General features: G+C 50.0%; 20 protein-coding genes. 10 read left to right on the forward strand and 10 right to left on the reverse strand.

Annotated elements, in window-relative coordinates; genetic code table 11:
- Positions 1–5: 5 nt before the first annotated feature.
- The gene (locus K4H25_RS07375) at positions 6–2,408 is read left to right on the forward strand and encodes an EAL domain-containing protein (protein ID WP_221022673.1); all 2,403 of its coding nucleotides are present in this window, start codon (positions 6–8) and stop codon (positions 2,406–2,408) included.
- Positions 2,409–2,612: 204 nt separating this feature from the next.
- Here the strand turns inward: K4H25_RS07375 and K4H25_RS07380 are convergent, their stop codons facing one another.
- Positions 2,613–3,494 (reverse strand): hypothetical protein, encoded by an 882-nt coding sequence (locus K4H25_RS07380; protein WP_221022674.1) that lies wholly within the window; start codon positions 3,492–3,494, stop codon positions 2,613–2,615.
- A gap of 204 nt (positions 3,495–3,698) precedes the next feature.
- On the opposite strand from K4H25_RS07380, the gene K4H25_RS07385 reads away from it, so the two are divergent.
- From K4H25_RS07385 to K4H25_RS07405, 5 genes are all read left to right on the forward strand, one after another.
- Positions 3,699–4,304, forward strand: coding sequence for a peroxiredoxin (locus K4H25_RS07385; protein ID WP_221022675.1), 606 nt, complete (start codon positions 3,699–3,701; stop codon positions 4,302–4,304).
- Between the two features lie 95 nt (positions 4,305–4,399).
- Positions 4,400–5,551, forward strand: coding sequence for a cell division protein ZapE (zapE, locus tag K4H25_RS07390; protein WP_221022676.1), 1,152 nt, complete (start codon positions 4,400–4,402; stop codon positions 5,549–5,551).
- Between the two features lie 59 nt (positions 5,552–5,610).
- The gene (locus tag K4H25_RS07395; RefSeq protein ID WP_221022677.1) at positions 5,611–6,186 is read left to right on the forward strand and encodes a hypothetical protein; all 576 of its coding nucleotides are present in this window, start codon (positions 5,611–5,613) and stop codon (positions 6,184–6,186) included.
- A gap of 354 nt (positions 6,187–6,540) precedes the next feature.
- Complete coding sequence (locus K4H25_RS07400; protein ID WP_221022678.1) at positions 6,541–7,509, forward strand: NAD(P)H-quinone oxidoreductase; 969 nt, start codon at positions 6,541–6,543, stop codon at positions 7,507–7,509.
- Between the two features lie 10 nt (positions 7,510–7,519).
- Positions 7,520–8,023: a DinB family protein gene (locus tag K4H25_RS07405; RefSeq protein ID WP_255588143.1), complete on the forward strand. Its 504-nt coding sequence runs from the start codon at positions 7,520–7,522 to the stop codon at positions 8,021–8,023.
- A gap of 57 nt (positions 8,024–8,080) precedes the next feature.
- Here the strand turns inward: K4H25_RS07405 and K4H25_RS07410 are convergent, their stop codons facing one another.
- From K4H25_RS07410 to K4H25_RS07430, 5 genes are all read right to left on the reverse strand, one after another.
- Positions 8,081–9,556 (reverse strand): GNAT family N-acetyltransferase, encoded by a 1,476-nt coding sequence (locus tag K4H25_RS07410; protein ID WP_221022679.1) that lies wholly within the window; start codon positions 9,554–9,556, stop codon positions 8,081–8,083.
- A 306-nt stretch (positions 9,557–9,862) separates the two neighbouring features.
- Entirely contained in the window at positions 9,863–10,072 is a 210-nt protein-coding gene (locus K4H25_RS07415; protein WP_221022680.1) for a Lar family restriction alleviation protein, read from the reverse strand.
- Between the two features lie 164 nt (positions 10,073–10,236).
- Entirely contained in the window at positions 10,237–11,604 is a 1,368-nt protein-coding gene (locus K4H25_RS07420; RefSeq protein ID WP_221022681.1) for an NAD(P)(+) transhydrogenase (Re/Si-specific) subunit beta, read from the reverse strand.
- Positions 11,604–11,891 carry a proton-translocating transhydrogenase family protein gene (locus tag K4H25_RS07425; protein WP_173534691.1) on the reverse strand — a complete coding sequence of 96 codons (288 nt, stop codon included), beginning with the start codon at positions 11,889–11,891 and terminating at the stop codon, positions 11,604–11,606. The genes K4H25_RS07420 and K4H25_RS07425 overlap by 1 nt, the downstream gene beginning before the upstream one ends.
- A gap of 84 nt (positions 11,892–11,975) precedes the next feature.
- On the reverse strand, positions 11,976–13,226 hold the full coding sequence (locus K4H25_RS07430; RefSeq protein WP_221022682.1) for a Re/Si-specific NAD(P)(+) transhydrogenase subunit alpha: 1,251 nt from the start codon (positions 13,224–13,226) through the stop codon (positions 11,976–11,978).
- Between the two features lie 216 nt (positions 13,227–13,442).
- On the opposite strand from K4H25_RS07430, the gene K4H25_RS07435 reads away from it, so the two are divergent.
- Positions 13,443–13,769 carry a DUF2325 domain-containing protein gene (locus K4H25_RS07435; RefSeq protein ID WP_221022683.1) on the forward strand — a complete coding sequence of 109 codons (327 nt, stop codon included), beginning with the start codon at positions 13,443–13,445 and terminating at the stop codon, positions 13,767–13,769.
- A 236-nt stretch (positions 13,770–14,005) separates the two neighbouring features.
- On the opposite strand, the gene mutY is transcribed toward K4H25_RS07435, so the two are convergent.
- Both mutY and K4H25_RS07445 read right to left on the reverse strand, forming a co-directional pair.
- On the reverse strand, positions 14,006–15,064 hold the full coding sequence (mutY, locus tag K4H25_RS07440) for an A/G-specific adenine glycosylase (protein ID WP_221022684.1): 1,059 nt from the start codon (positions 15,062–15,064) through the stop codon (positions 14,006–14,008).
- Positions 15,064–17,388 carry an AsmA family protein gene (locus tag K4H25_RS07445; protein WP_221022685.1) on the reverse strand — a complete coding sequence of 775 codons (2,325 nt, stop codon included), beginning with the start codon at positions 17,386–17,388 and terminating at the stop codon, positions 15,064–15,066. The genes mutY and K4H25_RS07445 overlap by 1 nt, the downstream gene beginning before the upstream one ends.
- A 223-nt stretch (positions 17,389–17,611) precedes the next feature.
- Between K4H25_RS07445 and K4H25_RS07450 the strand changes: the two genes are divergently transcribed.
- The 3 genes from K4H25_RS07450 to K4H25_RS07460 all read left to right on the forward strand — a co-directional run bounded on the left by K4H25_RS07450 (position 17,612) and on the right by K4H25_RS07460 (position 19,066).
- A complete protein-coding gene (locus K4H25_RS07450; protein WP_221022686.1) occupies positions 17,612–18,034 on the forward strand; it encodes an acyl-CoA thioesterase in 423 nt (140 codons plus the stop codon).
- The gene (locus tag K4H25_RS07455; RefSeq protein WP_221022687.1) at positions 18,031–18,489 is read left to right on the forward strand and encodes an LEA/WHy family protein; all 459 of its coding nucleotides are present in this window, start codon (positions 18,031–18,033) and stop codon (positions 18,487–18,489) included. Before K4H25_RS07450 ends, K4H25_RS07455 begins: the two co-directional genes overlap by 4 nt.
- Before the next feature lie 367 nt (positions 18,490–18,856).
- On the forward strand, positions 18,857–19,066 hold the full coding sequence (locus tag K4H25_RS07460; RefSeq protein WP_221022688.1) for a hypothetical protein: 210 nt from the start codon (positions 18,857–18,859) through the stop codon (positions 19,064–19,066).
- Positions 19,067–19,177: 111 nt separating this feature from the next.
- On the opposite strand, the gene ppk2 is transcribed toward K4H25_RS07460, so the two are convergent.
- Both ppk2 and K4H25_RS07470 read right to left on the reverse strand, forming a co-directional pair.
- Positions 19,178–20,008: a polyphosphate kinase 2 gene (gene ppk2 / locus K4H25_RS07465; protein ID WP_221022689.1), complete on the reverse strand. Its 831-nt coding sequence runs from the start codon at positions 20,006–20,008 to the stop codon at positions 19,178–19,180.
- A complete protein-coding gene (locus tag K4H25_RS07470) occupies positions 20,005–21,750 on the reverse strand; it encodes a SulP family inorganic anion transporter (protein ID WP_221022690.1) in 1,746 nt (581 codons plus the stop codon). Before K4H25_RS07470 ends, ppk2 begins: the two co-directional genes overlap by 4 nt.
- Positions 21,751–21,896 lie beyond the last annotated feature (146 nt).

A 21,896-nucleotide genomic window follows, 5' to 3' on the forward strand; every position in this document is an offset into this window, starting at 1 on the left:
TCGGTGTGAAGCCCTCTTTGTTTTCCCGTTTAAGCGCTTGGTATGCAGGCAATCGTTTGGCATGGCGTTTGGCATGGTCGGTTTTTGCTGCCGGCTTGGTCGTGACCGTTTCGCTCACCTTGGTTTTGCTGCAGGTTGAATATAACCGTGGCTTATTAAAAGCCCGGTCCGATTTGCGAACTTTAGGGCATAGCGCCGTCTCGCAATTGGCGAGTAATTTATGGCTGGTCAATACCGAGGCGGTGCATAGTCAGCTCAATTCACTGCGGCAAACGCGGGTGATTGACTATGTGCAATTGCTTGAAAATGACGGGCAAATTTACGCTTCTGGTGTTGACATTCAAGGCGCAGAAAACACGCTGACCGAAACCTTTCCAATTGCCTATTTGCATCCGCTCACCAATCAGCACGTCAGTCTGGGACAATTGAGCCTGACGGTGTCGCTCGATGGGTTTAAAACCCAATTGCTCGATCAATTTTTGCGTTTACTGTTGCTCGAAGGCTTTGGTATGGGGGCGGCCGGGCTGTGCTTTTTGATTTTGTATCATCGCTTAATTGCTCGTCACTTAAGCCACATTGCGCAATACACCGGGCAGTTAAATTACAATTTATTGGCTGCACCACTCAAGTTGGCACGCCGCGCAGAGAATGATGAGCTGCAATCATTAGTCCATGCTTTTAATCAAATGCGGATCAATTTGCAGTATGGTGTAAAGCAAAGAGAAGAAGCGCAGCGGGCTTTGTATGTAGAAAAAGAATTGGCCGATGTGACGCTGATTTCAATTACCGATGCCATCTTAACCACCACGCCCGACTTTAAAATCAAATTACTCAATCCTGCCGCAGAGCGACTGCTCGCTTGGACGCAAGCTGAGGCGCGAGATCTTTGTGTGAGCCAAGTCGTTTGTCAGGGGGGAGATTTAAAAGCCGATGATTTTTTTGCCGTTTTGCTGCATGCCCGCGAGCGCAATAAAGCCATTGCACGGCAAACCGTGGCCTTGGCCAATCGTCGCGGTGAGCGATTTATCGTTGAGTATGCAGTAGCACCGATTAATGATCCCGATGGTCAGGTTGAAGGCATGGTGCTGGTGCTGCACGACGTGACTGAATCGCAAGCGCTCACCGCCAAGCTCGCTTACCAAGCTGACCATGATTACCTGACTGGCCTTACCAATCGGCGTGGTTTTGAACGTGCATTGATCGCGGCGCATCAGCTGGCCACCGAATCGAATCAGCAGCACATTTTAATGTTGCTCGATTTGGATCAATTTAAATTAGTCAACGACACCTGCGGGCATTTGGCTGGCGATGAATTACTGCGCTTAGTCACTAATTTATTGCAAAGCTTAATGAGTAGCGAAAACAGCATGCTAGGGCGCTTAGGCGGGGATGAGTTTGGGATTTTAATTTCTGGTGACCAAATTCCGCAGGCGCAAATTTTGGCAGAGCGCATTTTGCACGCTTTGGCGCAGTTTCGTTTTGTCTGGCAAGGACGGCCGCACGGTGTGACGGTGAGTATTGGTTTGGTAATGATTGACGCGCATTGCGTTAGCGCGCAAGAAGCCATGAGCCAAGCGGATATCGCGTGTTTTGCCGCCAAAGACGCTGGTCGCAATCGCCTGAGTTGGTACAGTCAGGATGATACTGAATTGCAAGAGCGACATAACGAATTGCAATTACTCGCCACCCTAAAAGAAGCCATCGAGCAAAATCGCTTTCAATTGTATTACCAAAAAATTGAACCCTTTGATCGCGAGCTGCATCAACTGCCGCATTATGAGATTTTATTGCGCTTAGTCGATGCCAACGGCCGAATCATTCCGCCGGGGGCTTTTATTCCGGCTGCCGAGCGTTACGATATGATGGCTTTAATTGATTGCTGGGTGGTAGAGCACAGCTTGAAATACTTGGCGCAATGCAAACTGGAGCAGCGCGCATTACCGCAATTAGCGATTAATTTATCCGGCAAATCATTAAATAAAAAAACCTTGGCATTTATTTTGCAGCAGCTGGATTTAACCGGCGTGTCGCCAACGTTTGTGTGTTTTGAAATCACCGAAACGGCGGCAATCTCTAATTTAAAAGAATCAACGCAGTTTATTGAAACCTTACGTGCTCGCGGCTGTATGTTTGCCTTGGATGATTTTGGTAGTGGTTTTTCATCGTTTAATTACCTGAAAACCTTGCCAGTGGATTATTTAAAAATCGATGGCAGTTTAGTGACCGATATTGTGGATGATCGGGTCTGCCGGCAAATGGTGATTGCCGTTAATGACATCGCGCACAGCTTAGGCTGCAAAACCATTGCCGAATTTGTCGAGACCGAAGAGATTTTGGCGCAATTGGCGACGATCGGCGTCGATTTTGCGCAGGGCTATTACTTTGGTGAGCCTGCACCCTTGGTGTAACCAAGGTAGCTAAGGGTATTGCTCGCTACGCTATTTATTGGAAAGGGTACAAGGCAATACCCACCACGTTCTGATGGTGTTTGCAGCAAAGCTTGAATCATTGTGGCGAGGATGTTATTTCGGTTTGTGCCTACTAGCGCGTCATCGCTTGTGTTTGGCACGGACGATGACGGCGCGAGGTTTACTGGGTATTAAACCGTCGTTCTAATTGAGTCGATTCCAATTGCGAGTGGCTTGGTTGAAAAAACCAGAGTCACGATACACTTTTTCGATGGTGCCTTGCTCTCTGAGTTTGGCTAAACCTAGATTGAGCGACTGAGCGACTTCTTTGCCGATCGGTGAGGCTTTGCTAACAAAGAAATGCCGACTACCTTGTAACCCGACCTTAACATTGCTAATCGGCACTAGTTTACGCCCACCCGCTTCCATGGATAAATCGGCAGTCGGTTGAAACGGCGCCAGTAAGACATCGGCGCGTTTTTTTCCCAGCATCCCTACCATTGAATCCCAGCTTTGGGTTTTTAATACATGCTTAAATTTAATGCCCTCAAGCGTTGCGACATCGGGCAGCCAGCTTTCGGCTACGACGGCAGTCAGCGCTTGAATTTGTGGTAGCGTTTTTGATAGCCGCGCATCGGCATTGTCGGCGGTGGTGTACAGTCCAGCCTCAAATTCGCCTTGGCGAATGCTAGGCTCGCTAATAAACACTTTGTCGTTAATTTGTTTTAAGTCGATAAACCAAGCGCTATTGCCCCCCATGGTCGCCGTACCCGAGGTAATTTCTTTAATGTAGCGGCTATATGAATCGCTGGTGTTGTCGACCTTGACGATTTTTACCGGATAGCTATTGCCGCCGGCTTTGAGTGCTTGCTGAACTAAAACCAGCTCGACGACATCACGGCGCGAGCCCGTGCCGCCATATTGCGTAAGTGTGATGGGGTCGCGGCCGGCAATAAATTGCTGGTAGTCATTAAATACATCTTGTTGTGTCAGAATCGTAATGGTTTTCTCATTGGCAAACCCTGATAAACTTGCGGCAAATAGTAAAAAACCAGTCGCAATCTGAGTGAGTTTTAAGCCGATCATTGCAAGCCTCTGTGATGAATATGTCAGTTTGCCTATGATGGCAAGCTGTAAGAAAATTGGCAAGCACCGCTTACTTGTTGATGGTATTTGCTATGGAATATGAAATAATCAGTAAAAATCACACTGCAAGCCTTGAATTGACTCGGCATGCCCCGATATTTAAGCTGTTCAACCCTTACGATTTAATCCCGCTAGGAGCATTACATGTCTGTACTCGTTGCGAAGCAAGCCCCTGATTTTACCGCCGCTGCTGTTTTAGGCTCGGGCGAAATCGTTGAAAACTACAATTTGAAAGCAGCCACTGCTGGCAAGTATGCAGTGATTTTCTTTTATCCATTGGATTTCACCTTCGTATGCCCGTCAGAATTAATCGCTTTTGACCATCGTTTGGCTGAATTTAAAGCACGCAATGTAGAAGTGATTGGTATTTCGATCGACAGCCAATTCTCGCATTCGGCATGGCGCAAAACCCCAGTGAATAAAGGCGGGATTGGCTCAGTTGGCTACACCTTGGTAGCCGACGTAAAACACGAAATTTGCAAAGCCTACGACGTTGAATTGGCTGACGCTGGCGTGGCCTTGCGCGGTTCATTCTTGATCGACAAAGCCGGTGTCGTTCAGCACCAAGTGATCAATAACCTGCCATTGGGTCGTGATATCGACGAAATGCTGCGCGTAGTGGATGCCTTGCAATTTACTGAAGAACACGGCGAAGTTTGCCCAGCCGGCTGGAACAAAGGCAAAAAAGGCATGACGGCATCGGCTGACGGTGTTGCCGATTACCTTGCGAACAACGCCGCAGCGTTGTAATTGATTTTTCGCTAAACGATAAAAACCCTGCCCCTGTTGCAGGGTTTTTTTTGCTGTTGGTTTTTGAATTGCTTGGCTTCACCACGAGATTTTGTATGTCACAACATGTTATTGCGCCGCCCGCCGCTGGCATTAGTCCGCTCACTTGGTATCAATCGCTGGCGAGCCAAGAAGGCTTTATTAGCGATCAATCGCAAGCCACAGCGATTGATCATCTCGAAACGCTTTGGCAAGCTTTGGTGGTGTTTAAGCAAAAGCGCAATCGCCTGTTTGGCAAAAGTTTATTGCCCATGCCTGAGCTACCGCGTGGCCTGTATTTTTGGGGCGGCGTGGGGCGCGGTAAAAGCTTTTTGATGGATGCGTTTTACGCCGGTTTGCCGTTTAAGCGCAAAAAGCGGCTGCATTTTCATCATTTTATACAGCAAATCCATAAAGATTTACGCGCCCAGCAAGGGCAAAATGATCCGTTGGGTAAAGTCGCCGAGCACTGGGCTAAGTCTTGCCGCGTGTTGTGTTTTGACGAATTTCATGTGTCTGACATTGCCGACGCGATGATTTTGGGGCGGTTGATGGAGCAGTTATTTTCGCGCGGCGTGATTTTGGTGACGACCTCGAACTATCCACCCGATGGCTTGTACCCCAATGGTCTGCATCGGGCGAGTTTTTTGCCGACGATTGAACTCTTAAAAGCCAAACTCGATGTGCTGAATGTTGATGGTGGCCAAGATTTTCGCCTGCGCACGCTCACTGCAGCGCGCACCTATTTATACCCAAATAACGCCGAGCACGAGCAGGAACTGACCGAGCTTTTTATCAAAATGGCCACCGCGCACGATGAAAGCACCCAGATTGAAATCGAAGGCCGCAAGCTAAAAGCACGGCGCCGCGCCGGTGGCGCAATCTGGTTTGACTTTGCTGTGCTGTGCGGCGACGGCCGTGGCCAAGCCGATTACTTGGCCTTGGCGCAGGAATATCACACGGTATTTTTATCCGGTTTGCCCAAACTGACCGCCGAACAAAGCAATCTCGCGCGCCGCTTTACTTGGCTGGTCGACGTGTTTTACGACAACCGCGTCAAACTCATCATCGCCGCTGATGTGCCAGTGGAAGAAGTCTACGTTGCCGGCTTGCAAGCGTCCGAATTCTTTCGCACCGCCAGCCGCCTAACTGAAATGCAATCCAAAGAATACCTCGCCCTCGCGCATCAAACGTTGGAACAACAGACGGCGGGGGTGGTGGAGACGTGATGAATGGGCTTGGACAAATATTGCCAAGTAGTATTCACAGAAATTACAGGGGTAAATAAATGGTAACTCTTTCTGCGCATCAATTTTTGAGTGGCCCTGGATTTGATGAAAACTTTATGCTTGAGAAAGCTATTCGAGAGCTAGGACGTGTGAAGAGTTGTCAGGATGCTTTACTAATGTATGACCATATGATCAATTTTTCTGTAACTATTGCCTCTATTGCCGATTGGACATTTCATCTCCGCCTTACTGATCAACCCAAATGGAGTGTATCCAAAGAAACACATTTTAGTAATTGGATTCGCTCTCAAAGTCCAGAAGTAGCTGCATTTATTGATATATCGAATGAATGCAAACACGCGAATCGGAAATGTTCTAATTACAGTGCAAATAGTTTAGATTTGGCGGTTATTTTTGATATTTCTCTTGTTCCTGAGCAAAGCATGAAAATGTATGAACAAAAGGGGTTTGGTCGTTTAACAGAAGAAGGCAGAATTATGTATTTTATTCCAACATTAACGTATTGTGGAAATAAGAAATATTTTTATGATGTTGCAGAAGCTGCATTGATATGGTGGAAAAATATAAACTTAGATCATGCAATTCCGTTAGACAAATGTCTGAAACCTATTTAACTCATTGGCTTTAGTCCAGTAGGTTGGGCTCGATAGCCCAACGTTTACCGCGCGATTGTTGGGCTGCGCTGACGCTTAGCCCAACTTACAAAATCTAAGCGGTGTAGGCGCAGCGCGCCGAATGACAGCTGTTTTCGTTGGTCGCAATTTCGTAGGGTGCCAATAAGCGATAGCGCATTGCACCGTTTGCATGGTTTGGTGTAATGCGCTGGCGCTGATTAAACCCTATATTGGATGTATCTGCTGCTAGCTCAATATTTTCATGAGCTGACGCAAGATACCCTGCTATTAAAACCAAATTAATGCTATTTGCCGGTAACTCAACCCTGTTCTTCCCTTTTATCGAGGTGGCTTATGTTGGCGATTACGACGCTGAATCAACAATTGGTTTTGACTGAATATCCAACACCGCAGCCGGCAGCGGGCCAGTTGTTGATTAAGGTGATGGCGGCGGGGGTGAATCGGGCGGATTTGATGCAGGCGCAAGGCAAATATCCGCCGCCCGCCGGTGAGTCGCTGATCATCGGTTTGGAGGTGGCAGGCGTGGTGGTGGCCTTGGGCGAGGGCGTGAGCGATTTTGCGGTCGGCGACGCGGTTTTCGGGTTGGTCGGTGGCGGTGCTTATGCCGAGTATTGCTTGCTGGAGCAATCGCTTTGCTGCTTAAAGCCCGATACCCTCGATTTTGCTGCGGCGGCCAGTTTGCCCGAAGTGTGGATGACGGCGTGGTTGAATTTAATCGACGTTGGCCAGCTCAAAGCCGGGCAGCGGGTGTTGATTCACGCTGGCGCTAGTAGCGTGGGGGCGGCGGCGATTCAGCTAGCAAAATCAGTCGGTGCTTGGGTGGCGGTTACGACCAGCTCTGTTGAAAAGCAGGCTTTTTGTCGTGACATGGGCGCGGATTTAGTCATTGATTATCGCAGCCAAGATTTTGCAACCACGCTTAAAGCCGCTGGCGGGGTGGATTTAATTTTGGATACGGTGGGCGGCGATTATGTCGCCGCCAATCAACTATGCCTCAATAGCGACGGCACTATCATTGTGATTGGCTTACTCAAAGGCCTGAGCTGCGAGATTAATTTGGGCTTGCTGCTGGTCAAGCGGCAAAAAATTCAAGGCTCGGCGCTACGCAGCCAAGCGCTAGCCGAAAAGGCCAAATTGGCGCAGGCGCTGCGCGATACGGTGTTGCCGCGCATCGTGAGCGGCCAATATCGCATTACGCTCAATCGCACGTTTGCGCTCAAAGACGCGCAAGCCGCGCATGAATACATTGCCGCCAGTCGCAATTGCGGCAAAGTGGTGCTCCTTACCGAATCGATTGAATAAGAGAGGGTTTATGTTTCAAGGCAACATGCCGCAACTGATGGCGGCGTATAACCAATGGCAAAATCAGCAAATGTATGCTGCCGCTGCCTCCTTGAGTGATGCTGAGCGCAAGGCGGATCGTGGGGCGTTTTTTAAGTCGATTCATAGCACGCTCAATCATATTGTTTGGGGGGATTTAATGTGGTTGTCGCGCTTTACCGGAGAAACGCTGATTAGCTCACCATCGGGCGTGGATGTTTACGCTGATTTTGCCGAGTTGCACGCCGCGCGGATGGCGCTTGATGCACGGATCATTGAGTGGGCCAATGGTTTGGATGCGGCTTGGCTAAACGAGCCAGTGACGTGGACTAGTCAGGTGTATGGTTTTACCCAAACCATTCCACGCTGGGTGCAGGTGCAGCATTTTTTCAATCACCAAACGCATCATCGCGGCCAAGTGAGTACCTTGCTGATGCAACAGGGGATTGATGTTGGCGTGACCGATTTGCCGCTATTGCCGATGCTCAATGATTAGTGGGTATTTACCACCAAGCTATATATTGCATGGCTTGGTGGTAAATACCGTTTAGATTTAAGTTTTTTGACTCCTCTTCCACGCCGCAAGTAGATCGGCGTAGGCGACGCCGTTGATCTGTAGGCCATCGAGTTGATCGCTATTTATCTGCGCTTGGCTTAGGTCACAATCGCGAATTTGCGCACCCGCTAAATCGCAGCGCTCTATCGTGACCGCATCGGTATCGCCATGCCAACCGCGCGCTAAATCGTGTAAATGCGCGCCGCCCCACGAGGCGTGGCCGATTTTAATGCCGCCCAATCTCGCGTCGCCAATGGAGAGCCGCGACAGGTTCACATTGTGCAGTTGCGCGTCTTGCATGCAGGTATCAATAAAGCGACTGCCATTTAAATTGCTACTAAAAAATGTCGCATCGGCGATGGCGCAGTCATTCCAGTCGTTGGCGTTTAAATTCAGACCGCAATGGTGCTGCGCATTGCTCGGGTTGGCGCGTAAGTGGCGAATAAAAGTGACGCAATTGTCGTAGCGATCAACCACTTGGTAGCCGCATTTAATATAAAAGCGCTCATTATCTTTGCTGTGCGCGCTGGTGCTGAGCGACCAACTATTGGCTTGGGGGACTAATCCTTCAAGTTGCGCCAAAGCTTGAGTGGCAATGCCTTGGCGGCCAAATGCAGGGTCAACGTGCAGATATTCAACATAGGCTTGTCCGGCGATGGGGCCCAGATAAGCAATGCCGCCAATGCAGACACCCGCGATTTCAATGGCAAAGTAGTGCGAGCTTGCAATCGCATACGCCATCTTGTGCGGGCAATCATAGCCGCCAGATCCTGCGCTATCACTGTCCGAGCTCCACGGCCCCCAGCGCGTGGCGTGTTCTTGATATGCCGCTCGCTGAATGGCGGTCAATTGCTCGGCATCGTCTGCCGTGGCGGGGCGTAGTTGAACGGCTGCGGTGCTGGCTAGCGCTGGGCGCGGTAGGATGAAGAAATCAAATTCGCCATCGTCCTGTAGCTTGGTTTTGCCTCGTGGCGCGGTAGTTTCGCCGCGCGGCACGTTGGTTTTGCCTCGCGGCAAAAAGCCCGTTTTTTCGATCACGCGGCGCGAGGCGATATTCCAATCTTTAACAATCGCTACCAAGGCAGCGGTGTTGCTGCCGGCAAAAAACGCCTGCGTTGCCGCAGCTACGGCCTCAGTGGTCAGCCCGCATTGACGGTGCTCGTGGCTGATCGCATACGCCACTTCGGGGAAGCTCGACTGCAGACCGTCTTTGGGCCAAATGCCGACCCAGCCGATGAGTTCATTGCTCTTGGCGAGCGTAATGGCGTACAGCCATTCGCTGACGTGTTCGTGTTCGGCCAAATAGATGCGCTGCCATGCCGCTAGATAATCGCGCAATTGCGCATCGCTCATCGCCCAGTCGGGCAGGATGTCGATGATTTCAGCTTGCTGGGTGAGATCGCGTAGCGCGGCAAAGTCGTTGCCGGTGAAAGTGCGTAGCACGAGGCGCGCAGTAGAAAGCGAGGTTTGCATACTTGATATTCCTAAAATTAGCCGTGACCATCCGCGCCTTCTGTAAGGCGGGTAGTGGATAGCCTGAAAGTAGCGGACGATCAAAATCCCAACTTGGCTGGCAAGTGGCTGATCGGCAGTGGGGGCTAATTAATTAGGCACGGGAATATCAAGTAAAAGGTTTCACAAGCAGACAGCATATGCCGGTGTAATCAGGCACGTCAAAAGCATCGCTCGGTATAGGTGAAAATGTGGCCTAAAGATAACACTGGGTATGACTTCATTTGCCATGCGGCAAGCGTGCTAGAGGTAAATACCCATGCTGTTTTAGCGGAGTGAATTCCAGTTGGCGATGGCTTCTTTTTTATTGCTGCCTTGCTGGCCGATGGCGCTGCAATTGCCGTTTTTACCCAGCTTACTGCATTGCACCCAAAAGCGATTTGATCCGGCTTTGTGCTGCTCGGCGATGGCGCCGCATTTAGGACAGGGTTTTGGCGTTGGGCGACCGGTTTGGTCGGTGCTGGTGGTGGTGATCATGGCGGTCTTTCTGCAGTAAAACGTAAGCTTACCTTGTTCTTGGTTTTTTGACTCGTAGAAATTGCAAAAGGCCATGACAAAAGGCCGCAGAAAGCGGCCTTGGGTTTTTATGCAAATCCGTTCTAACGCCACGAATAAGAAGATATTCGTGGCGTAAAAGGCGATTAATGCACCGCTTGCAGCATGCCTTCAACGACTTTTTTCGCGTCGCCAAATACCATCATGGTTTTATCCATATAAAACAACTCATTGTCGAGCCCCGCATAACCGGCGCTCATTGAGCGCTTAACGACCATTACCGTGCGCGCTTTATACGCGTCCAAAATCGGCATGCCATAAATGCTGCTGCTCGGATCGTTTTTGGCGGCAGGATTGACCACGTCATTGGCACCAATGACGAGCACCACGTCGGTGCTGGCAAAATCGCTATTGATTTCCTCCATTTCGATAACGCGCTCATAGGGTACTTCGGCCTCGGCCAACAGCACGTTCATGTGGCCGGGCATACGTCCTGCCACCGGGTGGATTGCATAGCGCACATCCACACCGCGTTCGGTGAGTAAATCAGTCAGCTCTTGCAGCGCATGTTGCGCACGCGATACCGCTAAACCGTAGCCGGGGATGATAATCACGCGTTCGGCGTTTTCCATTAAAAATGCCGCATCGTCAGCCGAGCCTGAACGATAGTTTTTTTGCGCACTGCCTGCTGGGCCCGCAGCAGCCACTTCGGCGCCAAAGCCACCGAGTAGCACCGACACAATCGAGCGATTCATCGCTTTACACATGATGTACGACAAAATCGCGCCGGATGCGCCAACACAGGCACCAGCGATAATCAGTACCGGGTTATCTAGCGTAAAGCCAATGCCAGCCGCCGCCCAGCCCGAATACGAATTGAGCATCGATACCACCACCGGCATATCAGCGCCACCAATCGGGATAATTAGCAGCACCCCGAGCGCTAAGGCAATCGCCACCATGGCTAAAAATGCCGCTTGGCTGCCGGTGACGTAAAACGCAATCCCAAGGCCGACCATGGTGAGCGCCAGTAGTAGATTGACTAAATGCTGGCCTTTAAAGTTGATCGCGCGTGCGCCAAATTTGCCCGACAATTTGCCGTAGGCGACGACCGAGGCGGTAAAGGTAATCGCGCCGATGAATGCGCCTAAAAATAGCTCGATTTGCTGTGCGCCAGTGTGGCTCATTCCGGTATGGAACACTGCGGCAATGGCGATGAGCACCGCTGATAAACCGACCAAAGAATGCATTGCGGCTACTAATTCTGGCATCGCCGTCATCGCCACGGTGCGTGCTTTATACGCGCCAACCAAGGCGCCAGCGGCCATTGCGGCGACAATTAACCATACCACCGGGCTGTTGGCGACAAAAAATGTCGTTAACACGGCGATGGTCATGCCGACCATGCCGTATAAATTGCCGCGCAAAGCGGTGTGCGGAGAGGAAAGACCACGTAGCGATAAAATAAACAGTACCGCAGCAACCAGATAGAGCAGGGCCGTTAAGTTCGCCATTATTTCGCTCCTTTTTTCGATTTGAACATATCGAGCATGCGCTGAGTGACCAAAAAGCCGCCAAAAATATTAATGCTGGCCAAGAAAATCGCCACCGCGCCAAGAACGCTAGTGAGCGTAATTTGCTGGGCGTTGATATCCACCACTTGCAGCATGGCGCCAACGACGATAATCCCCGAAATCGCGTTGGTCACCGCCATGAGCGGCGTATGCAGCGCTGGCGTGACATTCCACACCACGTGGTAGCCGACAAAAATCGCCAAGACAAAAATCGTTAAGCTGGCCATAAATGGATCGCTCGTTGCGGCATGGGCGATGGGGGCGACGGCCGTTGTAGAAGCGGTTAGGGCAAGAGTAGACATGAGTTTTCCTTAAGCAGTGATGACGTCTGCTGTGTTGGCATCTGCAGTGATGACATCTGCAGTGATTGCGTCAGCAGTGGCCGACACCGCGCTGGTCTGACTGGATTGGGCGGCAGTGACTTGAGCGGCAAGGCCGGCACTAGCAAAATAAATACTACCGGCGTGGCAAACCCGAGTGGCTTGAACGATTTCATCCTCTTGCTGCGGTGCATAATTGGCGTCTTTATCGACCAACAGTGCTAAAAACGTCAGCACATTGCGCGCAAACATACTGGAAGCATCGGTTGGCATTAAAGCGGCTAAATTACTTTGCCCAACAATGCTGACGCCGTTGTCGCTCACCACCACTTGATCGGCTTGCGACAGCGGACAATTGCCGCCGTGGCTGACGGCCATATCGATGATCACGCTGCCGGATTTCATCCGCGCCACGGTGGCTGCGGTGAGTAAAATCGGCGCGGCTTTGCCCGGAATGAGGGCGGTACTAATGATGATGTCGGCTTGCGCTGCTTGTTGCGCAATCAGCTCGCTTTGTCGTTGCCGATAATCGTCGGACATTTCTTTGGCGTAGCCGCCGGTGTGGGCAAACGCCGCTTGCTCTTCGCTGGAGAGTTCAACTTCAACAAATTTAGCGCCAAGTGATTCAACTTGTTCGCGCGTGGCTGGGCGTACATCAAACACTTCAACGATGGCACCTAAACGCTTGGCGGTGGCAATCGCTTGTAAGCCGGCTACGCCAGCACCCAAAATTAACACTCGTGCGGGTTTGACTGAGCCGGCGGCGGTCATCAGCATCGGCATAAAGCGTGGGAAATAATGCGTCGCCAACAGGACTGCGCGATAACCGGCAATATTGGCTTGGCTCGACAATACGTCCATGCTTTGGCCACGGGTAATGCGTGGAATCAATTCGAGCGCATAAGCGTCGATGTGTTTGGCGGCGAGTAAGCCTAGATGCGGGTAGCGATGGATATCAAACAGGCTTACTAGTGCAGCGTGCTCGGGATAAAGGGCGATTTCTTGGGTATTGGGCGCTTGCACTTTTAAAATAAGCGCTGCATCGCTATACATGCTAGTTATGTTTTCGCTAATGCTGGCGCCAGCAGCTTGGTAATCGCTATCTTGCCATGTTGCCGCGAGGCCGGCATTCGACTGAACGCGAACTTGATGCCCTTGTTTGATGAGCTTTTTTACCGTTTCAGGCGAGGCGGCGACACGGGTCTCGCCGTATTGGCTTTCTTTTGGGATCACAATCAACATCTTGGCTTTATTCCCTGTGCACAGTGAATGATGAGGGTATTTAGCCTGATCTGCGCTTGTTACAGTTTGATGCAAAGCAACTTAGGTAAAAACCCTAGGTAAGGTGTTGTTGACGTAATGATTTCATTGAATGAAAAAAATCAATCAATTGCTATTGATAATTATTCTCATCTATACAATAATCGCTCTACCTCCATACCCAACGAAGGAAAATCAATGAAGGCCTATCTGGTTGGCGCCGATGCCTTAGGGAATATCCCGCAGCTATTGGCTGAGCACGGCATTAGCGTGCAAAAACACATTAGCGGGCGCAATGTGTCGCATCAGCGCAAGCCTGCAAGCTTAAACGGGGCGGATTTATTGATTTTGTTTACTGATTTTTTAAGTCACAACGTGATGAAGGCGTATCGAGAATTGGCCAACGATGAGCAAGTGCGCTTTGTTGCCTGCCGCCGCTCGGTGTGTGCTTTGAGCCAATCTTTAGAAAAAATTGGCGAAGTAAAAGACTGCAGCCAATGTCCTAATCGCAAAAGTAAACGCTAGCGTTTATTGACCTTGGCTGCCGCCTCTATAAATAAAACCCTTGCGCGGTAATGCCGTTCACTTAAGCCAAGTGAGCGGCATTTTTTTCCTCGATTTCATTGCTGATGTCGCTTTTGACGCAAAGGCGCAGAAAAAATCAATTGAAAACCCCTGAATTTCCTCCGCGCCTCTGTGTCTCTGCGTCAGATTTTCAGGGTTTGTCGTTAAGTGAACTGTATTTGCCCTTGCGCGGCGTTTTAAATTGAGTGAATGATTTTGCGTAATGGCGTTGGGATGCCGGCCGCCAGCGCTGCGGTGGGGCTAAACCACGCGGTACTGGCGCTGTCTTTGGCGCAATCACTACCCACCAGTTGCGCCAATTGCGGGGTAATGGTGAGGCGATAATGAGTAAATACGTGAACAAAATCTGGGAGTCTGTTGCTCAGCGCAATGTTTAAACCCAATTTATCTGCAATTTGAGCGACTGGATCGGCATCCTGAGCGACTTCAGGCAAGCTCCATAATCCGCCCCAAATGCCGGTTGGTGGGCGTTTTTCCAGCAATAAATCACCTTGATCATTGCGCAAAAAAATCATGGTGGTGGCTTTTTCTGGGATGGTTTTTTTCGGTTTTCTCGTCGGCAACACCGCTTGCCGATCGCTCTGCCTAGCTTGGCAATCACTGGCTAACGGGCACAGCAAGCAGCTTGGATTTTTTGGGGTGCAAATCGTCGCACCTAAATCCATCAGTCCTTGCGTATGGGCTTTGATTTCGCTGGCGGCTTGATTGCTATCGCTGCAACTGGCGGGGAGTAAGGATTCAGCCAATTGCCACAGCTGGTTTTCGATGGCTTTTACGCCCGGATAACCTTCAATCCCTGCCCAGCGAGTTAATACGCGTTTCACATTGCCATCTAAAATCGCTGCGCGATAGCCGTAGGAAAAAGCGGCAATTGCTGCTGCGGTACTGCGCCCAATACCGGGTAAGGTGGCAATGAGTGTTGGATCGTTAGGAAATTGCCCAGCAAAATCTCGCACCACGGCTTGAGCGCAAGCATGCAAATTACGCGCTCGGGTGTAGTAACCCAGTCCACTCCATAGCGCCAACACATCATCGAGCGGCGCAGCGGCCAAATCAGCTAGCGTTGGGAAACGCTGTAAAAATCGCGGGTAATAGTCGAGCACCGTGCTCACTTGCGTTTGCTGCAGCATGATTTCAGACAGCCAAACGCAGTAAGCGTCGTTCACTTGCCACGGTAAATGATGGCGGCCAGAATGCTGCTGCCATTGGCGCAAACGTAAAGAAAAATCAGGCATTAAGGTTTTACCGCTTTAGTGGTTTTGCGCTGCGTGCTACGCGCTTTCTTTTTGGCGGCGAGTTCGGCTTTTTTCTTTTCAGCTAATGCTGCGGCCTTTTGTGCCGCTATTTTTTCTTCTCGTGCTTTTTGTGCTGCTGCGGCGCGATCTATTTTTGCCTGTGCCTCGGCTTTTTGCCGCGCAATGATTTGCTCTTTTAAGTTGGCGGTATCGGCTTTATACACCGGATTTTGAATCGGGCCGCTTAAGGTAATTGGCAGGGTTAAGCCAATTAAGCCCGCCAATTCTGGCACTTTAGGGTTGGCGCTGGCCTGCATTTGATAATCGAGTGTGCCAGCCACCAAATCAAGTTTGCCGCCACCGCTGAGTTTTAATACGTCGGCGCTTACACTTAAATCATGATTTTCGGCGATGCCATTTTTAAGATGTAAGGTGGCATTGAGTTCTGAAAAAATAGTTTTGCCATTGCTATGGTCAGCTTTACTCACTTCGCCATTCATGAGTTTGATTTGCTGGCTGGCCGAACTCAGTAAACCACTAATGTCGATGCCGCGAATTGCGCCTTCTTTGAGGCTAGCTTTGATTTTACCGTTGGCCGATTTCCGTAAATCCGCCAAGTTTTGCCCTTTGGCGCTGACATCAATCGTTAGATTGCTACGGCCTTCAAAGCGGCTGGTGTCTAAGGTATCGGTGAGCAAAGTGTTGATATTCATATTCGATAAGGTTTGCTCAACCCGGAAAAACGGCAACGCTTGCGTTGAGTTGATTTCAACGCGGCCAGCCAATTGGCCTTCGTATAGCGTGGCCGACAGTGGATCGAGCACCAGACGATTTTTGCGGGCAATTAAGGTGACGTCTAAATCGTCAACGTGCAAATTATTGAGCACCAACTCGCCGATTTTAATTGAGCCAATGGCGTTGAATTTTGCTAGCCACCACAAATCAAAATTAGTATTTGGATTGCTCTTTTTGGCTCCGGCAGCAACGGCGGGGAGGTAAGGGGTTAAATCAAATTTAGCCAGATTCATATTGATCCTAAATTGCGGATCAACAAAACTTTCCATGCCAATTTGCGCGTGCAATGGCTCGTAATCTAGCGTGCCATTGCTATCGAGATTGATCAGTTCATTGTGTAAATCAATATCGCCTTTACCGGTTAAATCCAAGCGAATCGCGCCGCGTGGCAAGCTGCGGTTGGTATAGCTACCGGTAAGTCGGTAGTTTGATAGCCGGGTTAAATTGCCGCGCTCAATCGCCAGTGGCGTACTAAAAACCACGTCCAGATTTTGTTCTGGGCTATTGAATTTAACGCTGATTTTGGCAGCATTACTTTGCAAAAAGTGTCGCTGGGCGCCGCTGAGGGTTGGCACCGTGGCCGAGGCGCTAAATTTGGCGTCTTTGTCTTGCATCTCAATATCAAACTGCAAGCGATTGAGCGCCAATGCGCTGTCGGTAAGTCGAATTTCAGGTACGTCCAGCGTGGTTTTCCATTGCTGCCCAGCACGATTGGCCGATCCTGTGAGCTTTAAATCACCGCCAGTGAGTCGCAATGGATCCCAACCGTAATTTAAATTGCCGGTGATTTGTAGCTGGGTATTGCTAACTTTAAGCCCAGCATCGCTGGCGCCTTCTTGGGTGAGCGCCACTTTAATGTCGGCGATATGCAAGCGTCGTTCTTGCTCAACATAGCGCATCGCGGCCGAGCCTTTGACTTTGCCGCGCCAACGCGCTAATTCGCCGCTGTTATTGAGGTAAATTTCGCCGTCTAGGCTTAAATCGCCTTTTTTAGGGTCGGTTAGATTGTCGAGTTCTAGATTGAGCTGACTTAAATGCAGTGTTTCATTGACTAATTCATCTTGCCAAGCCAGTTGCGCATCGGAAAAACTGAAACGATCTAAGGCCAAATGAATCTGCTTGCCTTTGCTTTGCAGCAAATCTTCAAAATTATACGTGCCATCTTCGTGACGAATAATCGTTAACTCGGGTTTTTCGACTTCAATACTATTGATGACCGCTTTGCCTTCGCTAATTAAAGGCCATAAACGAAATACCACCTTGATGGCGTCAGCATGGGCAAAAACCGTGTCTTGCTTGGCTTCAGTGAGTGTGGCGTTTTTAATGAGCACAGCCGGGCTCGGTAGCAGCACCATATGGGCGCTGCCACGAATATCGAGCTTACGCTCGGTATCTCGCTGGACTGCTGATATCAATTGATCGCGAACGAGGTCTGACGATAAAAAGTACGGCAAAATACCCAGCAAGGCCGTAAGTGTAAGGACGAGCAAAAAACTGATTCGCAAAGAGCGAGAATGGCGCCAATCCATGTCGTCAAATGAAGGAGTAAAACGAAGATTGGGCGATTATCCACAAGAACCGGCGCAAACAAAAGCACTGCGGCAAAAATAATAGTACATAGCATGTTCTAGATAACTGTTTTTTATCTAGATACCGTGCAAAATAGCGATTAATGGCAAGATTTCCTCTGATTTAGCGAGGACGTAATTTTTTACCAATGAACGATTTAAATTCCTACTAGGAGTGTTGGTTATGGCGCATCTCACCCCCATCAAAGTGCATGGGTTTCATTTGGATTTGTATGGGCACGTCAATAACGCGCGTTATTTAGAATTTTTAGAAGAAGCGCGCTGGGGCTTGATGGAAGAGTATGGCGATTTATCGTGGTTTATGGCGCAAAAAATGGCCTTAGTGGTCAGCCGCGTCGATATTCGCTATATCCGCGCCGCAACAATGGGCGATCAGTTGCTGATCGAAACGCGCTTGGTTGAATTATTACCACGCGAAGGCAAAATCCATCAGCGCATCGTGCGTAAAGACAATGGCAAGGTCGTTGCTGAGGCTGACATTAGCTTTGCGGTGATTCACCCAGAGCAAAGAGGCGCGCTATTGATCGAAGGCGAGTTGTTTGAGCGGTTTAATCAGATTTTATTGGCAACGAGTGAATTGGTATGACGTGGTTGCAGCGAGTAGTCGGTGTTTTGGTCTTGAGTTTGCTAAGTGCGTGTAGCGGCATTGTTAATTTTGAAAAACCACAAGTGAATCTAGCCGGTTTAGAAGTGCTGGATTTGGGCTTGTTGGAGCAAAAATTTGTGGTGTCATTGCGCGTGACCAATCCAAACGATATGGCTTTGCCGATTGATGGTTTGAAGATGAAGCTCGATGTGAATGGCCAGCCCTTTGCAACCGGCGTCTCCAATCAAAAAGTAACATTGCCGCGCTTGGGTGAGGCGGTAGTTAAAGTGAATGTAACGACCAATCTGAGCAATATTTGGAAGCAAATTAAAGCCATTCAAAGTAAATCACTGGCGTATACGGTTTCTGGGCAGTTATTTGTTCCTTTAGTGCCCGGTGGCATTAGCTTTAATCGGCAAGGCGAGTTGTCCAGCCTAGGGGCAGCAGCGAAATAAGGGTTGATTGTTGATTTTAGTGCCGACCCAACGCGCACGGCATCGTATTCACAGTCATCTGTTGCGGCCTTATCTTGGGCAATGTTCAGATTACGTGTTGATGGTGATTAAAGCTTCGCGGCATTCCCTCTCCCTTGATGGGAGAGGGTTAGGGTGAGGGTGATACTGCGGCGTATATTTTAAGCTCAACACACCCATCCCAACCTTCCCCCGTCGAGGGGGAAGGGGTTGAAGTCGATCTGCTCAAGCACTTGTGATACCAGCCATCAACATCAAATCTGAACAAAGCCTTATCTTGTTGGGTATTTCAATCTGGGCTATATCAATAATAGTCTGCATTCATATACCGCTTTCATTGGAGTGACAAATGGGAATCAATCAAGCGAAACAAGAGGCCAAGCGCTTAAAGCAAGATCATCAGGCGGCGGGGCAGATTGAGGATGACAACACCGAGGCCGAGCGGATTTTAGCTTTAAATGCGTGGAAAAAAGCCAAGGCGCTTAAAGAGCGGCAAGCGGCAGCCGAGCGGCATCTTGCCAAGGCCGAGCTAGAAAAACTTAAGCGCAAAAAAACCTAATCGCGATTGGTCGGTGATACCCAGCATCGATTGTGATTGAAATCGGCTAATTGAAATCAATACCCCGTGAACCGCCGATAGGGCGACTCAATACGGGGTGTTTTTATTGGATTAGAATTTTTCCGGGACGATGCGCAGTGGATGTTCGGTATTGCTGCTGACTTTGATTTTTCTTTTTGGCAGCTTCACTTTTTCTTGTGGTAAGTCTTCATACGGCACATGCGCCAGAATATGGCTGAGCACATTGAGTCGAACGCGTTTTTTGTCCTCAGAATGGGCAATAAACCACGGTGAAAATTCGGTGTCGGTGTATTTAAACATCTCGTCGCGGGCGGTAGTGTAGTCGTCCCAACGGTTAAACGACAAAATGTCCATTGGCGAGAGCTTCCATGTTTTGCGGCCGTCGTCGATGCGATCACGTAAGCGCCGTTCTTGCTCTTCGGGGGTGACTTCAAGCCAGTATTTGAGCAAGATAATCCCAGAATCAATCATGGCTTTTTCAAACTGCGGTGCGCCATGCAAAAACGCCTCGGTTTGCTCTGGCGTACAAAATCCCATTACCCGTTCAACACCGGCGCGGTTATACCAGCTGCGATCAAAAACAACGACTTCTCCTGCGGCAGGTAGATGCGCCACGTAGCGCTGCAAATACATCTGAGTTTTTTCTCTATCGGTGGGCGCGGGTAGTGCCACCACGCGAAAGGTGCGTGGACTGACGCGCTCGGTGAGCGCTTTAATCGTGCCGCCTTTGCCAGCACCATCGCGGCCTTCAAAAACGATGCACACTTTGAGCCCGCGCTCTTGTACCCAGCGTTGCATCTTGACTAGCTCAATATGCAGTTTGCGCAGTTCGGCCTGATAGGTTTTTTCTGATAACGCCGGCTTGTGGCTGAGTACTTCATCAGCGGTTTGAGTTTTAGGACTTGGATTTTTTTTACTCATGCTGCAGCTCCCTCGGGTCGATGATTTAAATCATGTTGCGCTTGCAAGTCGTTTTCATAAGCAATACGCGCTCGTTTGAGTGTAGAAAACAATAAAAAGTCTCGCTTAACGCGCTCAAGCTGGCCTTGCATTTGCGCGCGGCGTTCAATTTGCCGTTTGCGCCCCGCTAAAGCTAGGCGGATTTCGCGCTCGGCCAGTGCTTGCTGCAATTGCCACATGGCTTGCTCTCCGGCGGCATCAATTTGTGAAATCGTTGTCACATCAATGACCACCCATTTCACTGGGCTTGCGCTGCCGTCGACTAAGGACAATACGCGCTGACGGAAAAAATTAGCATTAAAAAAATTAAGCGGTGACTCAAACCGATAGACCAATAAACCGGCAATTTCTTGCGCATCGGGGTGATGCTTTAAATCATGAAACGATTGCCCGGTGGGATACACCCCCAGCCGCGCTTCGTGCGGGCGGGCAAGATGAATTAACAGCCGTAATGTGGATAGCAACACGGCAAACAGCATGCCTTGCATCACGCCCACACAGGCCACGCCGATTAAGGTCACAATGGCAATCAGCCATTCGCCACGCCCAAGTAAGCGAAAGTGTTGAATGCTGGCAAAATTCATCAGCCCTAAAGACGCCGTAATCAACACCGCACCCAGCGCCGCAATCGGCACAAAATACAAAGCGGGCGTGAGGAGCAGCATGGCAATCGCAATGGTGAGTGCGGCCACTATGCTAACCATTTGGCTTTTGCCACCCATGGCGTCATTGACTGCGGTTCTGGAGTCCGCGCCGCTAATGGCAAAGCCCTGGGAAAAACCAGCAGCAATATTGGCCATGCCCAGCGCAGTAAATTCACGATCGGCGTCGATGTCATAGCGGTTTTTGGCGGCAAAGCTGCGCGCCGTGAGCATGGCACTGCTAAAGCTAATTAAGGCCAAACCGGCGGCGGCACCAAGCAGCTCCCCCAGTTGCGAATAAGGCAGTACCGGCCAATGCACTGTGGGTAAACCGGCGGGTAAAGCGCCGATGACGCTCACGCCGTGTTGATCCAAGCGGAAAACAAAAACGATTAAACCGGCCATCACCATCGCCACTAAGGCCGATGGCAAGCTCGGTAATAAGCGGCGCGCCAGCTGTTGAATCAGTAACGTACCCAGGCCGATTGCAGCTGTGATGGGGTGTGCTTCGAGTATTTTGAATGGCAATTCAATGAGTCGCTCGATTAAACCGTTGTCGCTAAAGTTAAAACCCAAGACTTTACCCAGCTGGCCAACAACAATGCTGATGGCGACGCCATTTAAAAAGCCGGCTAAAATCGGTGGAGACAAAAAGTCCGCTAAAAAGCCCAAACGCAAACGACTGGCAATCAGGCAAAACAAACCTGTGAGCAAGGCCAAACTCACCGACAAAGACACATAGAGCGCAGCGTCCCCTGCGGCAATTGGAGCCAATGTTGAAAAAATCATTGCGCAGGTTGCTGCGTCTGGCCCCACGATCAGTTGGCGTGATGAGCCAAATAGCGCATACGCCAGCAGCGGTAAAATACTGGCGTATAAACCAGCAACCGGGCTCATTCCGGCGAGTTGGGCGTAGGCGACGCCAACAGGGATCGCCACTGCGGCGACAGAAATCCCTGCGCGCCAATCATACGCCCACCATGCCCTAGGGTAATGCCGTAGCAAGGTGATGCCGGGCATGGTTTGCGCGAGCCAGCGAGAAACAAAATGAGGAGCCAGCATGAATGACGTAATCCAAAATCAGCGGAGTGAAGGCATGATTTTACACGCAAGTGGCCCTGCTTGATATTTTGTGTAAGTTTTTGGGTGGATTGGTCGGTGTTGTGTGTAACTAAAGATTAAGGCGGAGAGTGTGCTGCGGGGATTAT

Source organism: Deefgea piscis (genome assembly GCF_019665785.1).
Classification (GTDB): domain Bacteria; phylum Pseudomonadota; class Gammaproteobacteria; order Burkholderiales; family Chitinibacteraceae; genus Deefgea.